Consider the following 13,552-nt stretch of genomic DNA (forward strand, 5'->3'; position numbering starts at 1 on the left):
GGGTCAGAGGGTGGAGTGGGTGAACTCGCCGCCGAGCAGCGTGGCGCGCACCGGGATGTCCTTGATCGTCGTCGGATCGACCTCGAGCGGCGAGGCCCCGAGCACGACGAGGTCGGCGAGCTTCCCCGTGCTCAGCGTCCCCTTGGACTCCTCCTGGCCCGAGGCGCGAGCGGCCACCTCGGTGTAGGCGCGCACCGCCTGCTCCGGGGTCAGGCATTCGGATTCGGCGCCGAACACCGCGCCGGAGCGGGTGCGGCGGTCGACGAAGGACTGGATGCCGCGCAGCGCGTTGCCGTCCGCGCACGGTCGGTCCGAGCTGCCCGGCACCAGGACCCCGGCCGCCACGAGCGAGGCCGCGCGATAGAGCAGGTGGGCGCGCTGCGGGCCGACCGAGGCGTTCATCCCGTCCCCGATCCCGTCGGCGAACGCGCCCTGCGGGGTCACCGCGATGCCGTACTCCGCGAGCACCGGCACGTGCTCGTCCCGCACCATCCCGGCGTGCTCGATCCGGTTGGGGATCCGGTGCCGTCCGTACCGGTCGACGGCCTCGGTGATGTTCGCGACCGCCTGGTCGACGGCGAGGTCGCCGATCGCGTGGACGGCGAGCGACCACCCGGAGCGGTAGGCATCGAGGGTGAGGCGGCGCAGCTCGGCCGGGTCCTCCTGGAGGTAGCCGGGGTGGTCGCGGCCCTCGTAGTTCTCGGTGAGCGCGGCGGTCTCGCCGGACATCGCACCGTCCATGAAGATCTTCGCCGGGCCCAGGCTGATCATGTCGTCGCCGAACCCGGAGAGCATGCCGAGGTCGAGGCCGAGCCCGATGTCGTCCGCGGAGTGCGCGGCCATCGGGTGGAGGGCGCTGATCGAGGGCATGAGCTGGGCGCGTGCGCGCAGCCGCCCCTCCGCTCGCGCCCGGAGGTAGGCGGTGACCTCGATGGGGGAGTGGCCGATCCATCCGGCGGCGATCCCGGCCTCCCCGAAGCTCGTGATCCCCTCCCGCGCGTAGAGCGCGGTGGCGAGGTCGAGGGCGTGGACGATCGCCTCGGTCGAATACGGCCGGATGAGGTCCTGGACGAGCGTCTGCGCGGTCTCCTCGACCAGCCCGGTGGGCCGGCCCTCGGCGTCGCGGACGATCTTCCCGCCCACCGGCTCGGTGAACCCGGGCTCGAACACCCCTGCGAGCTCGAGGGCGCGGGTGTTGACGATCGCGGCGTGACCGCTGACCTGCCGCATGAACAGCGGCCGGTCGCCGGCGATCCGGTCGAGCACAGCGATGTCGGGGTATGCGCCGTCATAGTCCTGGTGGGAGTAGCCGGTGGCGTTGATCCACTCCCCGGCGGGCATCCCGGCGACGGCGTCCTCGAGGGTGCGGTACACCTCGGGCAGGCCGCCGGGCAGCTTCTCCACGTCGATCGAGGCGAGCGTGAGCCCGAACCACGTCGTGTGGCAGTGGACGTCGTTGAATCCCGGCAGCACCGCGGCACCCTCGAGGTCGACGGTGCGCCGCGCAGTGAGGCCCTCGAGCTCCTCGTCGAAGCCGAGGAGCCGGCCCTGGTGGATGCCGATCGTCGACGCGGTGGGGCGGGCGTCGTCGAAGGTCACGGCGGCGGCGTTGCGCAGCAGCAGGTCGATCTCCATGAGCGGTGGGACTCCTTTCAGGGCCGGCTGGTGCGGATGTCCGGGTCGGTGAGCGCGTGCACGATCGCCGGGCCGGGGTGGGCGAGCGCCTGGGCGAAGGCCGCGGCGAAGTCCTCGGTGCGCGTCACCTGCACCCCGAAGCCGCCGAAGGAGCGGGCCCAGGCGCCGAAGTCCGGATTGCCGAGGTTCGTGCCCGAGGGCCGGCCGGGGTACTCCCGCTCCTGGTGGGCGACGATCGTGCCGTAGCGGGAGTTGTCGTTGATGACGATGGTGAGGTTCGCGCCCTCATTCACCGCGGTGGAGAACTCCTGGCCGTTCATCATGAAGCAGCCGTCGCCGGCGATCGAGAACACGGTGCGCTCGGGGTGGACGAGGGCGGCGGCGACGGCCGCCGGCACCCCGAAGCCCATCGAGCCGTTGCGCGGGCCGAGCACGGAGGGGAAGCCGTGGACCGGCAGGAACCGCGCCGCCCAGCCGGTGTGGTTCCCCGCCCCGTAGGCGATGATCGCGTCGTCGGGCAGCTGCTCGCGGATCGCTGCGAACGCGAGGTCCATGTCGACGTACTCCGGGGCACCGCCCGCCCCGCCCGAGGCGCCCGCCGCATCCGAGTTGCCCGTGTTGCGCGAGTTGCCCGCCCCGCCCGCGGCATCGGCCGGCGGCCGGGGCTCGCGCCAGTCGAGGAACGCCTCGCGCGCCTCGGTGACCCAGCCCGGCGTCTCCGCGACCACCGGCTCGAGCCCGGCGACGGCGGCACCGAAAGCGCGCGTCGTCGACACGACGAGGTGGTCGAGCGGCCCGAAGTGGCCGTGCGTGGTGGGGTCGCGGTTGATGACGATCGTCGTCTCCGGATCGCAGCCGAGCTCGTAGGAGTTCGTCATGATGTCGGTGCGCGCGCACCCGAGGAAGATCTGCAGGTCCGCGGCGGCGAACGCCTCGCGGCTCACCGGGGCGGATCCGATGCCGAGCGCCCCGAGGTAGTGCGGGTGGGCGTGATCGATGCCGTCGTAGGCGCGGAAGTCGGCGAAGATCCCTACGCCGCGCCCGGCCGCCCACGCGGCCACGGCCGCCGAGGTCTCCGCATCCCACATCTCCCCGCCGGTGACGAGCACGGGCCGCCGCGCACGGGCGATCGCGGAGTCAAGGAGCTCGAGGTCGGCGGCCGCCGGTCCGGGCTCGGCGACCGGCCGCGGGGGCACGGTGGCCCCGTCGGTCCGGGCGAGCTGGGTCTCCTCCGGCAGCCCGACGATGACCGGGCCGGGGCGGCCGGAGACCGCGGTGTGCATGGCGTCGGCGACGATCCGGGCGGCGGAGGCGGGGTCGTCGAGGACGAGCACCTTCTTCGCCGTCGACCCGAACCAGCCGCCGAGGTCGAACTCCTGGAACGCCTCGCGCCCGCGCACCTCGGTGGGGATGAGGCCGACGAACACGACGAGCGGGGTGGCGTCCTGGTAGGCGTTGTGGACTGCGATCATGACGTTCGAGGCGCCCGGCCCGCGGGTCACCATGGCGATGCCGGGTCGGCCGGTGAGGCGGCCCTCGGCGACGGCCATGTAGCCGGCGCCGCCCTCCTGCCGGCACACGACGGTGCGGATCGGGGAGTCGTGGAGGCCGTCGAGCACGTCGAGGTAGGACTCCCCGGGCACGCAGTAGATCCGGTCGACGCCGTGGCGCTCGAGCTGCCGGACGATGAGGTGGCCGGCCGAGCACGGTCCGGTGCGCGGGCTCCCGGGCGCGGACTGCGGGGAGGAAGGGGTGGTGGATGCGGCTTCGTCGCTCATGGCACCACTCTAACCACGGACCCGGTCACGGAGTGAGGCGTGTCACAGGAAGAGACCTCGGCGACTCGCGGCGTGCACCGCTGGGCCCGCCTCAGCGGTTCACGAACTCCGCGATCTCGTCGAGGTGCGCCGCGGTCAGGCATTCCCGCGCCGAGGTGCGGATGAGCAGGGCGTCCGCGGCCGGGAGCGAGGCGGCGAGCGCAGCCCGGTCCGCCTCGGCCGGCGGCAGGTGGTCGTCGATCCACAGCACCCGGCCCAGCGGCTGCCCGGACCGCTGCGCCTGCGCGGCGAGGTCGGCGAGGACCGCCCGCTCCTTGCCGTGGAAGATCGTCGGACCGCGCCCCATGACCTCGAGCCACGGGTATTCGGGCTGACCGAGCACGCGGAACAGGTACGGGGCGTCGTGCTCCCAGGAGGACACGGTCGCCACCGTCACTCCGGGTGCACCGAGGATCTCCGCGAGGCCGGCGATGATCGACGCGGAGTACGCGACGGGCACGAATCGCCCGTCGGCGACCCGGACGTCGCGGGTGGTGAAGTCACGCGGGAACGGCGGCGAGGGCTCGGTGACGAGCACGCCGTCGATATCGAGGTAGACGTGCGTGCCCGGGCCCGTGCTGCCGATCAGCGGGTCGGCGAATCGGGGTGGTTCGGCGAGGCGGGATCCTCGGTGATGACGGTGTTGCCGTCGGCATCGGTGATGAGGCGGTCGCCGTGGGCCGCCGCGACCGCGCGCGGGTCCGGGTTCGCCTCGACGTAGCCGCCGCGGTTGTCCTCGGTCCGGTCCGACGGGCCGAGCACCTCCTTGGCCGCGTCGTTGAGCGAATCGAGACCCGTGTTCCCGCTCGTCTCGACCGGGTCGTTCTTCGTCTGCTTGTCCTTCGACATCATGTGCTCCCCTCGTGGTGGCGGTGGCAGCGGCGGCTGCGACCGTGGTTCCTGCTTCCCAGCATACTGCGGCACGTCACAAGGAATCCTGCCGGATGTGCTCAGCCGGTCGGGTGGAGCACCCGGTGGAGGAACTCCCGAGTGCGCTCCTGCTGCGGGTCGCCGATCACCTGGGCGGCGGGGCCCTCCTCGACGACGATGCCGTCGGCCATGAACACGACGCGGTCGGCGACGTCGCGGGCGAACGCCATCTCGTGGGTGACGACGATCATCGTCATGCCCTCGTCGGCGAGCGAGCGCATGACGTTGAGGACGTCGCCGACGAGCTCCGGGTCGAGCGCAGAGGTGGGCTCGTCGAAGAGCATGACGTCGGGGTCCATGGACAGAGCGCGGGCGATCGCCGCGCGCTGCTGCTGGCCGCCGGACAGGGAGGCCGGCGAGGCGTCGATCTTGTCGCTCAGCCCCACCCGCTCGAGGTTGTGCTCGGCGACGCGGTCGGCCTCGGCCTTCGAGCGCTTGAGCACCTTGCGCTGGGGGACCGTGAGGTTCTCCCGGACGCTGAGGTGGGAGAACAGGTTGAAGCTCTGGAACACCATCCCGATCCGGGTGCGGGCGGCGTCGATGTCGATGTCCGGGTCCGTCATCGACTGGCCGTCGACGACGATCTCCCCGGAGGTCGGCACCTCGAGCAGGTTGATGCACCGCAGCAGCGTCGACTTGCCGCTGCCGGACGGGCCGATGATGCACACGACCTCGCCGCGGTGGACTGCGCCGTTGATGTCGGTGAGCACCTCGTTGTCGCCGAACGACTTCGCGAGCTTGGTGATGCGGACGATCGGCTCCCCGGTGCGGTCGACGCGGTGCCGGGCGGGCGCCTCGGCGGCGGGATCGGTCTCGCAGGCGACCGGCGGGTGCGGGGTGTCTCCGGTGGGGGTGCTCATGAGGATTCCTCTCCGTCTCAGCTCTTGGTCCCGACGTCGCCGAACTTCCGTTCGAGCACCCGGGAGAGGTAGGACAGCGGGATGGTGATGACGAGGTAGCACAGCGCGATCACGATGAACGGGGTGAGGCTGGCGGAGTTGACGATCTCGGCCCGGGCGAGGGCGGCGAGCTCGCGCCCGCCCACCGCGGAGCCAAGGATGTAGGCGAGCGAGGAGTCCTTGGTCAGCAGGATGAGCTCGTTCGTCAGCGGCGGCAGGATGATGCGGAACGCCTGCGGCAGCACGATGGTGATCATCGCCCGCGAGGACGACATGCCGAGCGAGCGGGCGGCCTCTACCTGGCCCTTCGGGACGGCCTGGATGCCGGCACGGATCGTCTCCGCCATGTAGGCGCTCGACACCAGGCCGAGCGCGATCATGATGACGACGAGCTTGCTCAGCCCCATCCCCGGGAACGCGACCGGCAGGCCGAAGCCCATGACGAGGAACACGACGAGGGCCGGCAGGCCGCGGAAGAACTCGATGTAGATCGCGGAGATCCAGCGGTAGGGCCCCACCGAGGACAGCCGCATGAGCGCGAGCACGATCGCCAGCGCCAGACCGAGCACGAAGCCGAGCAGCGTGAACAGCAGGGTGTTCTTCAGCGCGACGGTGATGACCTCGGGGAACATGCCCAGGGCCACGTCGACGTTGAGGAAGGTCTCCGCGAGCCGGCCCCAGTCGGCGGCGATGACGACGAGTGCGAGCGCGATGAGGAGGATCGCGTACTGGATGCCGCGGGAGATCTTCGCCTTCTTGCGCTTGCTCATCCCCGGCTTGACGTGCGGGGGCGGTGCGGGGTCGGAGGCGGGACGGGTGCTCGGGTCCGAGGTGCGGGTCCCCGCTGCCGGGGAGCTGTCCTGGGTCACGGTCGGTCTTCTCTCTCGACGGCCCCCGCGGTGCGGAGGGCGAGTGGCGGGCTCCGGGTCCGGTCGACGGGCCGGTCGAAGGGGTGGTCCCGGACGGGTGGGCGTGGGGGAGTAGGGTCATCGCCGGCGCCCGGACGGGGAAGGGGCGCCGACGATGACGATTGCGGGTCAGCTCGCCGGGGCGGTGCCGAACCACTCCTCGTAGATGCCGTCGTACGTGCCGTCCTCGCGGGCCGCGCCGATGACCTCGTCGACCTTCACGATGAGGGCGGTGTTGCCCTTCTTCGCGGCGATGCCGTACTGCTCGCCGGTCTGGATGTCGAAGCCGACGGCGTAGTCGGTGTTCTCCTTGGCGAAGTCGTAGAGCACGCCGTTGTCGTTGATGACGGCCTCGACCTCGCCGTTCTGCAGCGCCTGGAGGGACAGCGGCAGGTCCTCGTAGGTGATGACCTCCGCGTCGCCGAGGTTCTCCTCGGCGTACTGCAGGCCGGTGGTGCCGGTCTGCGCGGCGATGCTCTTGCCCGCGAGCCCGGCCTCGTCGGAGATCCCGGAGTCGGCCTTGGACAGCACGGCCTGGTTGGCGTCGAAGTAGCCCTCGGAGAACTCGATGACCTCTTCGCGCTCCGGGGTGATCGTCATGCCCGCGGCGGCGAGGTCGCACTCGCCGGTGTTGAACGCCGCACCGGTGGTGATGGTCTCGAACGGGGTGTTGACGATCTCCTGCTCGACGCCGAGCTCCTCGGCCACGAGGTCGACGAGGTCGACGTCGAAGCCGACGACGTCGCCGTCGCGCTCGAACTGGAACGGCTGGTAGGACAGGTGGGTGCAGACCTTGAGCTTGCCCTCCTCGAGCAGCGGCACGCCGCCCTCGCCGGTGGCTGCGGGTTCGGATTCGCCTCCGCCGCCGCAGGCGGACAGGGCGATGAGCAGGGCGGCGGGCAGGGCGAGAGCGGTCGTCAGACGTCGTTTCACAATGTCTCCTCGGTGGGTCGGGCGGCCGGGCGGCCGTGGACTGGCCGCGGGGGCCGGTATGGAGGACAAGCTACTCCGGGACGGCTGCGACCGGGGTGTGCTGACGCCGTCCCGGGGCGAATCGTGTCCGTTTCGTTGTGACCACGCTCACGTCTGTGGGTGCCTCGGCGCCCGGACCGCGGGCCCGGTCCCGAGGCGCCGGCCGCGTGATCGCCGCGACTGTAGGACTTTCGAGAGAGAGTAGCGCCGTTGATGCCACCACACTCGCACGGAACCACCACAGTCCGACCGGACTGCCGCCGAGGTGCGGGCCGGTCAGGCGTTCGGGTCGGTGACGAGCCCCTCGGAGACCATCCAGTCGAAGGCGACGTCGGCGGGCTCCTCGCCCTCGACGTCGACGCGCAGATTGAGCTGACGCATGACCTCGTTCGTCAGCCGCCCGCCGAACGAGTCGAGGACCTCCTTGTACTCCTCGTGGTTCGGCAGCGACTCCGCGTGGAAGGTCGGGGCGGCGTTGTAGGCGGGGAAGAACTGGCGGTCGTCCTCGAGGACCACGAGATCGAGCGCGTCGATCCGCCCGTCGGTGGTGAAGACCTCGCCGAAGTTGCAGTCGCCGGCCGCGGTCGCGGAGTAGATCGCGCCGATGTCGTAGATGCCGATCTGGTCGTCGGGCACGCCCTCGGCGTCGCCGCGCGGCAGCTCGTAGAGATCGAGCATCGGGTTCATCCCGTCGACACGGGAGTTGAACTCGGCGTCCACGCAGAAGGTGCGCTCCTCCACGGGCACCTCGCCGATCTCCGACAGGGTGGTCATGTCGCCGAACTCCGCGGCCGCCTCGGGCCGCACGGCGAAGGCGTAGGTGTTGTTGAGCGGCATCGGCTCGCCCCACACCACCCCGCTCTCCGCATCCTCCGCGGCCACGGCCTCCCACATCTCCTGGGTGTCGGGGATGCTCTCCTCCTGGCCCAGGTAGGTCAGCCATGCGGTACCGGTGTACTCATAGCCGACGTCGGCCCCGCCGGACACGATGAGCTCCCGCGACGGCTGGGAGCCGGGTACGTTGGTGAGGTCGACGACCTCGTAGCCGGCCGCCTCGGCGGCGAGGACGGCGATCTTGCCGAGGATGAGCTGCTCGGTGAACTGCTTCGAGGTCACGGTGATGGGGTCGGCATCCGCCGCGCCCGGCACCTCGGTGATCTCCCCGGGCCCGACGGCCGGGACGAACGAGGCGGCCGGCTCGAGCCCGCACCCGGTGACGGCCAAGGTCGCGGCGGACAGGAGTGCGGCGATGCCGAACCGGGTGCGGGGATTCCGTGTGCGCTTCTCCATCACAGTCCTTTCGGGCGGGCGAAGTACTCGACGACGCGGCCCAGCCAGTCGACGACGAGGGCGAGGAGCGCGACGAGGAGCGAACCGGTGACGAGCACCGTCGTGAGGTTGAGGTTGACGCCGGTGGTGATGAGCACGCCGAGCCCGCCGCCGTTGATGAAGGTGGCGAGGGTGGCGGTGCCGACGAGCAGGACGAGGGCGGTGCGGATGCCGGCGAGCATGAGCGGCACGGCGAGCGGCAGCTCGACGCGGAACAGCACTGCGGCGGAGCTCATCCCCATCCCGCGGCCGGCCTCGATGAGACTGTCGTCGACCTGGGTGAGGCCGACCATGGTGTTGCGCAGCACGGGGAGGACGGCGTAGAGGACGAGCGAGACGACCGCCGCCCAGAACCCGAACCCGAGCCAGAACGCGAGGAGCACGATGAGGCCGATCGCAGGTGCGGCCTGACCGATGTTCGCCACGGTCATCACCGGGGCGGTGAGGAACCGCAGCGGCCGGCGGGTGAGGAGGACGCCGGCGGGGATCGCGATCGCGAGCACGATGACCGCGGAGACCGCGGTGAGCGCGAGGTGCTCGACGGTGTAGCCCCACAGGGTGGCGGCGTTGAGCGTGCCGAGCTCGGTCTCCGAGAGGTCCGCGGTCGCCAGCCAGATCGCGACCGCGGCGAACACGGCCCCGATGACGAGGATCTGGAGCACGAGCGTGCGCCGCTCCTGGGCGCGTGCGGCATCCCGGGTCCCGGCGGTCGGCACCGCCGGGTCGGTGGTGCGGCGGTCGCTGCGGGACTGTTCGGTGCCGGACTGCGGGGCGCGGGTGTCGGTGCTCTCGCTCATGGCGATGTCACCTCGACCGGGCCGGTGTTCTCCCCGAGCGGGGAGGGCGGGGCCTGTTCCGCGCCCGCCGAACGCGCGGAGGTGATCGCGTCCATCACGGTCTCGACGCCGATCACGCCGAGGAACCGGTCACGGCCCCCGGTGACGATCGCGTTGCTCGTCGAGGACACGAGCATGGTGTCGAGTGCGTCGTTGAGGGAGGCGCGCTCGCCGACGACGGGGAGATCCTCGTCGGGGCGGTCGGGGAAGGCGGAGAGGCGCTCGAGCTGGCGGGCGGAGAACCAGTGCACCGGCCGCTGCCGGGAGTCGAGGACGACGATGGAGTCCTCGGTGCCGGCCGGGGCGGTGCCGGCGGCCTGTGCGGTGCGGAGCGCCTCGAGCGCGGCGGCGGGTCCGGCGTCGACGGGCGAGGTCAGGGCCTCGCGCACCTCGGCGTCGGCGACCCGGCTGAGCGTGAGCTGCTTGAGGCCGGCGCCGGAGCCGATGAAGTTCTCGACGAAGTCGTTCGCCGGGTGCTTGAGGATCTGCTCCGGGGAGTCGTACTGGACGAGTCGGCCGCCCTCGGCGAAGATCGCGATCCAGTCGCCGAGCTTGACCGCTTCGTCGAAGTCGTGGGTGACGCACACGATCGTCTTCTTGAGCTCGGCCTGGATGCTGATGAGCTCGTCCTGGAGGCGCTGACGGGTGATCGGGTCGACCGCGCCGAACGGCTCGTCCATGAGGAGCACGGGCGGGTCCGCGGCGAGCGCGCGGGCCACGCCGATGCGCTGCTGCTGGCCGCCGGAGAGCTCCTTGGGGTAGCGACCGCGGTAGGTGCCGGGGTCGAGCGACACGAGGTCGAGGAGCTCGTCGACGCGGTCGGCGATGCGCTGCTTGTCCCAGCCGAGCATCTTCGGCACGATCCCGATGTTCGCCGCGACCGTCATGTGCGGGAACAGTCCGCCGGCCTGGATGACGTAGCCGATCCGGCGGCGCAGCTTGTCCGCGTCCATCGTGGTGATGTCCTCGTCGCCCAAGATGATGCTGCCGTCAGTGGGTTCGATGAGGCGATTGATCATCTTGAGCGTCGTCGTCTTGCCGCAGCCGGACGGTCCGACGAGCATGACGGTGCTGCCGGCGGGGATCTCCATGGTGAGTCCGCCGACGGCCGGCTTCTTCTGTCCGGGGTAGGTCTTGGTGATCTCGCGCAGGAGGATCGAGGCGCCCTGCGAGCCGGCGTCGGCAGGAGCGCCGTTGCTGCTCATGTCAGCACCGGTCGGCTGGGTGTCGGTCGGTTGGGCGCCGGTCGGTGCGGTGGCGGCTCCTGCGCTCGAGCCGGTGGTCTGCGGGGTGCGGTCCTGGGGCGCGGCGGGACCGGTGGGATTCTCAGGCACGGATACCTTTCGGGGTGGTCAGCCGGCCGATGCCGACGAGGATGAGGTCGAGCAGGAGCGCGAGGATGATGATGCCGATGACGCCGACGACCACGGACTCGAGCGAGTTCGCGCCGCCCAGGCGGGACAGGCCGGAGAAGATCAGCCCGCCCAGGCCGGGGCCGAGCGCATAGGCGGCGACGGCTGCGATGCCCATGACCATCTGGGCGGAGACGCGGATCCCGGCGAGGATCACCGGCCAGGCCATGGGGAGCTCGACGGTGAGCAGGGTGCGCATCCGGCTCATCCCGATGCCGCGTGCCGATTCCACGGTGGCGGCCGGCACGGAGGACAGGCCGACCACGGCGTTGCGGAGGATCGGCAGGGTGGCGAAGAAGGTGACGACGATGACCGCCGGGGTCACGCCGTAGCCCACCGGGGCGATGAGGAGGCCGATGAGCGCGAAGGACGGGATGGTCAGGCCGATCGCGGTCACGGAGTTCGCGACCGAGGTCCAGGCGCCGGAGCGGTAGACGAGCGCGGCGAGGACGATCGAGAGCGCGGTGGCGAGGATGAGGCACTGGACGACGAGGCTGAAGTGCTGCCAGCCGGCGAACAGGATCTGGGGCAGTCGGTCCACAAGGTAGTCCCACATGGCGTCCGCCCCTATCGATTCATCTCACGTCAGCATGGTGTGTGTTCCGTGCGGCCTGCGCGGGCAGACCCCGTCCGCGCCTCCGCAGAGCGGTCGCGGTGTCATCCAAGGTAGCGAGATGAGGGGCGCATGCCCAGGTCATGCGGGTGGTGTCGAGCCTTCGTGACCAAGTCGTGACTGCCCGCCCCGGCGCACCCCGCTGCCGAGGTGGGAGCCGGGTGCGCGTGCCCGGCCCGGACGGAACTGTGGGGCTTCCGGCGGAGAATGGGGCCGTTGATGCCACCACCCTCTGCCGAAAGCCCCACAGTCGTGAGCGCGTGCTCCAGGTCAGCTGAGCATGTCGCGGACGATTCAGCTGAGCATGTCGCGGACGAGCGGGACGACCTTCTCGCCGTAGAGCTCGATGCTGTGCATAATCTTCTCGTGCGCGAGCGGGCCGGTGCTGACCTTGAGGTCGAACCGGGTGGCACCGAGGGCCTGCATGCCGGCGGCGATCTTCTTCGCCACGGTCTCCGGGGAGCCGACGGCCATTGAGCCGTGCTGCGCCTCGTGCTCGAACGATGCGCGTGACGGCCGGCCCCAGCCGCGCTCGGCGCCGATCCGGGCGACCTGCGCGGTGTAGGGCTCGTAGAGCTCTTCCATCGCCTGCTCGTCGGTGTCGGCCACATGACCGTAGGAGTGGTAGCCGATCGGGTTGGACTCGGTGGCGCCGAACTCCGCGAGAGCGCGCCGGTAGAGGTCCGCGAACGGGGCGAACCGGTCCACCGGACCGCCGATGATCGCGAGCATGAGCGGCAGGTCGTGGTGGGCGGCGCGGATGACGGACTGCGGGCTGCCGCCGACGGCGATCCAGGTCTTGAGCTCCCCGCTCTCGACGGGCGGGTAGAGGGTGGCCGCATCGAGGTCCTGGGTGTGGGTGCCCTGCCAGGTCACCGGCTGCTCCTGCCGGAGCTTCGCGAACAGGGCGAGCTTCTCCTCGAACAGGTCCTCGTAGTCCTCGAGCCGGTAGCCGAACAGCGGGAACGACTCGGTGAAGGAGCCGCGGCCGAGGATGACCTCCGCGCGGCCGGAGCTCAGTGCGTCGAGGGTGGCGAACCGCTCGTAGACGCGCACCGGGTCGTCGGAGCACAGCACGGTGACGGCGGAGCCGAGGTGGATGCGCTCGGTGCGCGCGGCGATCGCGGCGAGCACCATCTCCGGAGCGGAGACGGCGAAGTCGTCGCGGTGGTGCTCGCCGATGCCGATGAAGTCGAGCCCGACCTCGTCGGCGCGCACGCCCTCCTCGACGACGTTGCGCACCGTCTGCGCGTGGGGGAGGAGTGTGCCGTCGGGGCCCGCGGTGACGTCGCCGAAGGTGTCGATGCCGAATTCATGAGTCATGACAGTCGGAACCTGGTTGAAGGATCAATTATTCCGGGCCGGCTGCGGGCTCGCGGAATAGCCCGTGCGCAGGGCACGTTGCATCGGTCGTGAAGACCACTGCGACGACCATCGGCATCGTCGGTGTCGGCAAGCTCGGCACGGCCCTCGGCCGGCTCGTCATCGACGCCGGCTGCGAACTCGTGCTCGCCGGACGGCCCGGCCAGCCGATGCTCGACCTCATCGTCTCCAGCCTGCTGCCGGAGGCGCAGCTCGTCGACTTCGCCGAGCTCGCCGCCCGCGCCGACATCACGATCCTCGCCGTCCCGCGCCCTGCGCTCGCCGGCCTCGACCTCGCGGCCCTCCGCGGCATCGTCATCGACGCGACGAACGCCTGGGAGGCCACTGACGGCATCGCTGCGCCGGCCGGGGCGGAGCCGCAGCTGAGCGGCACCTGCTGGCTCGCCGGGGACCTCCTGCACCTCGCCGTGGTCCGCACGCTCAACCACGCCGCCTACACCGACCTCGCCGCCGATGCGCGCCCCGCTGGGGCTCCCGGCCGGCGGGCGCTCGGCGTTGCTGGGGACGATCCCGCCGCGCTCGAAGCAGTCGCCGCGCTGGTCGACCGCCTCGGTTTCGACCCGGTGGTCCTGGGCCCGGACCGCGCCCACCTCCTCGACGTCGACGGGCCCGTGTTCGGCCGTCGGCTCGAGCGGGCGGAGTTCGAATCCGCACTCGCGGACGCCTCGGCTCCGGCGTCCGGCTGTTAAGGCGTGTGACCGGCCGGGCGCCGATCTCCGCCAGGCCGCATCCGACCGCCTGGTGGGACCCCGGTTTCCCGCCCGCCCGGTCGGCTCACTAGGCTCGGGGGTGTGATGCGCCTCACCGCCGAGGTGCCG

General features: G+C 71.2%; 13 protein-coding genes. 1 reads left to right on the forward strand and 12 read right to left on the reverse strand.

What is annotated here, in order from left to right; translation table 11 throughout:
* Window positions 1–3: 3 nt before the first annotated feature.
* From ABD883_RS02470 to ABD883_RS02525, 12 genes are all read right to left on the reverse strand, one after another.
* Entirely contained in the window at window positions 4–1,635 is a 1,632-nt protein-coding gene (locus ABD883_RS02470; RefSeq protein WP_345029564.1) for an amidohydrolase, read from the reverse strand.
* A 17-nt stretch (window positions 1,636–1,652) separates the two neighbouring features.
* Complete coding sequence (locus ABD883_RS02475; RefSeq protein WP_345029567.1) at window positions 1,653–3,413, reverse strand: thiamine pyrophosphate-dependent enzyme; 1,761 nt, start codon at window positions 3,411–3,413, stop codon at window positions 1,653–1,655.
* A 91-nt stretch (window positions 3,414–3,504) separates the two neighbouring features.
* The gene (locus ABD883_RS02480; protein WP_345029801.1) at window positions 3,505–4,041 is read right to left on the reverse strand and encodes an HAD domain-containing protein; all 537 of its coding nucleotides are present in this window, start codon (window positions 4,039–4,041) and stop codon (window positions 3,505–3,507) included.
* Window positions 4,038–4,304, reverse strand: coding sequence for a hypothetical protein (locus ABD883_RS02485; RefSeq protein WP_137318833.1), 267 nt, complete (start codon window positions 4,302–4,304; stop codon window positions 4,038–4,040). Before ABD883_RS02485 ends, ABD883_RS02480 begins: the two co-directional genes overlap by 4 nt.
* A 98-nt stretch (window positions 4,305–4,402) precedes the next feature.
* The gene (locus ABD883_RS02490) at window positions 4,403–5,242 is read right to left on the reverse strand and encodes an amino acid ABC transporter ATP-binding protein (protein ID WP_282599074.1); all 840 of its coding nucleotides are present in this window, start codon (window positions 5,240–5,242) and stop codon (window positions 4,403–4,405) included.
* A gap of 17 nt (window positions 5,243–5,259) precedes the next feature.
* The gene (locus ABD883_RS02495) at window positions 5,260–6,051 is read right to left on the reverse strand and encodes an amino acid ABC transporter permease (protein WP_247423651.1); all 792 of its coding nucleotides are present in this window, start codon (window positions 6,049–6,051) and stop codon (window positions 5,260–5,262) included.
* A 267-nt stretch (window positions 6,052–6,318) separates the two neighbouring features.
* Window positions 6,319–7,122, reverse strand: a complete 804-nt coding sequence (locus ABD883_RS02500) for a transporter substrate-binding domain-containing protein (RefSeq protein WP_247423478.1) — start codon at window positions 7,120–7,122, stop codon at window positions 6,319–6,321.
* Between the two features lie 315 nt (window positions 7,123–7,437).
* The gene (locus ABD883_RS02505; RefSeq protein ID WP_345029573.1) at window positions 7,438–8,451 is read right to left on the reverse strand and encodes a glycine betaine ABC transporter substrate-binding protein; all 1,014 of its coding nucleotides are present in this window, start codon (window positions 8,449–8,451) and stop codon (window positions 7,438–7,440) included.
* Window positions 8,451–9,287 (reverse strand): ABC transporter permease, encoded by an 837-nt coding sequence (locus ABD883_RS02510; protein WP_137318837.1) that lies wholly within the window; start codon window positions 9,285–9,287, stop codon window positions 8,451–8,453. Before ABD883_RS02510 ends, ABD883_RS02505 begins: the two co-directional genes overlap by 1 nt.
* Window positions 9,284–10,531: an ABC transporter ATP-binding protein gene (locus ABD883_RS02515; protein WP_345029804.1), complete on the reverse strand. Its 1,248-nt coding sequence runs from the start codon at window positions 10,529–10,531 to the stop codon at window positions 9,284–9,286. Before ABD883_RS02515 ends, ABD883_RS02510 begins: the two co-directional genes overlap by 4 nt.
* A 121-nt stretch (window positions 10,532–10,652) precedes the next feature.
* Window positions 10,653–11,294 carry an ABC transporter permease gene (locus ABD883_RS02520; protein ID WP_137318838.1) on the reverse strand — a complete coding sequence of 214 codons (642 nt, stop codon included), beginning with the start codon at window positions 11,292–11,294 and terminating at the stop codon, window positions 10,653–10,655.
* A 351-nt stretch (window positions 11,295–11,645) separates the two neighbouring features.
* Window positions 11,646–12,674, reverse strand: a complete 1,029-nt coding sequence (locus ABD883_RS02525; RefSeq protein ID WP_345029576.1) for an LLM class flavin-dependent oxidoreductase — start codon at window positions 12,672–12,674, stop codon at window positions 11,646–11,648.
* An 89-nt stretch (window positions 12,675–12,763) separates the two neighbouring features.
* Between ABD883_RS02525 and ABD883_RS02530 the strand changes: the two genes are divergently transcribed.
* On the forward strand, window positions 12,764–13,423 hold the full coding sequence (locus tag ABD883_RS02530; protein WP_345029578.1) for an NADPH-dependent F420 reductase: 660 nt from the start codon (window positions 12,764–12,766) through the stop codon (window positions 13,421–13,423).
* Window positions 13,424–13,552: the final 129 nt, after the last annotated feature.

This window comes from Brevibacterium pityocampae, assembly GCF_039541555.1.
GTDB lineage: Bacteria > Actinomycetota > Actinomycetes > Actinomycetales > Brevibacteriaceae > Brevibacterium > Brevibacterium pityocampae.

Excerpts from the sequence above, each read along its gene's own strand:
- ABD883_RS02470 (WP_345029564.1), bottom strand. The coding sequence starts at position 1,635 with ATGGAGATCGACCTGCTGCTGCGCAACGCCGCCGCCGTGACCTTCGAC.
- ABD883_RS02475 (WP_345029567.1), bottom strand. The coding sequence starts at position 3,413 with ATGAGCGACGAAGCCGCATCCACCACCCCTTCCTCCCCGCAGTCCGCG.
- ABD883_RS02485 (WP_137318833.1), bottom strand. The coding sequence starts at position 4,304 with ATGATGTCGAAGGACAAGCAGACGAAGAACGACCCGGTCGAGACGAGC.
- ABD883_RS02490 (WP_282599074.1), bottom strand. The coding sequence starts at position 5,242 with ATGAGCACCCCCACCGGAGACACCCCGCACCCGCCGGTCGCCTGCGAG.
- ABD883_RS02495 (WP_247423651.1), bottom strand. The coding sequence starts at position 6,051 with ATGAGCAAGCGCAAGAAGGCGAAGATCTCCCGCGGCATCCAGTACGCG.
- ABD883_RS02505 (WP_345029573.1), bottom strand. The coding sequence starts at position 8,451 with ATGGAGAAGCGCACACGGAATCCCCGCACCCGGTTCGGCATCGCCGCA.
- ABD883_RS02510 (WP_137318837.1), bottom strand. The coding sequence starts at position 9,287 with ATGAGCGAGAGCACCGACACCCGCGCCCCGCAGTCCGGCACCGAACAG.
- ABD883_RS02515 (WP_345029804.1), bottom strand. The coding sequence starts at position 10,531 with ATGAGCAGCAACGGCGCTCCTGCCGACGCCGGCTCGCAGGGCGCCTCG.
- ABD883_RS02520 (WP_137318838.1), bottom strand. The coding sequence starts at position 11,294 with ATGTGGGACTACCTTGTGGACCGACTGCCCCAGATCCTGTTCGCCGGC.
- ABD883_RS02525 (WP_345029576.1), bottom strand. The coding sequence starts at position 12,674 with ATGACTCATGAATTCGGCATCGACACCTTCGGCGACGTCACCGCGGGC.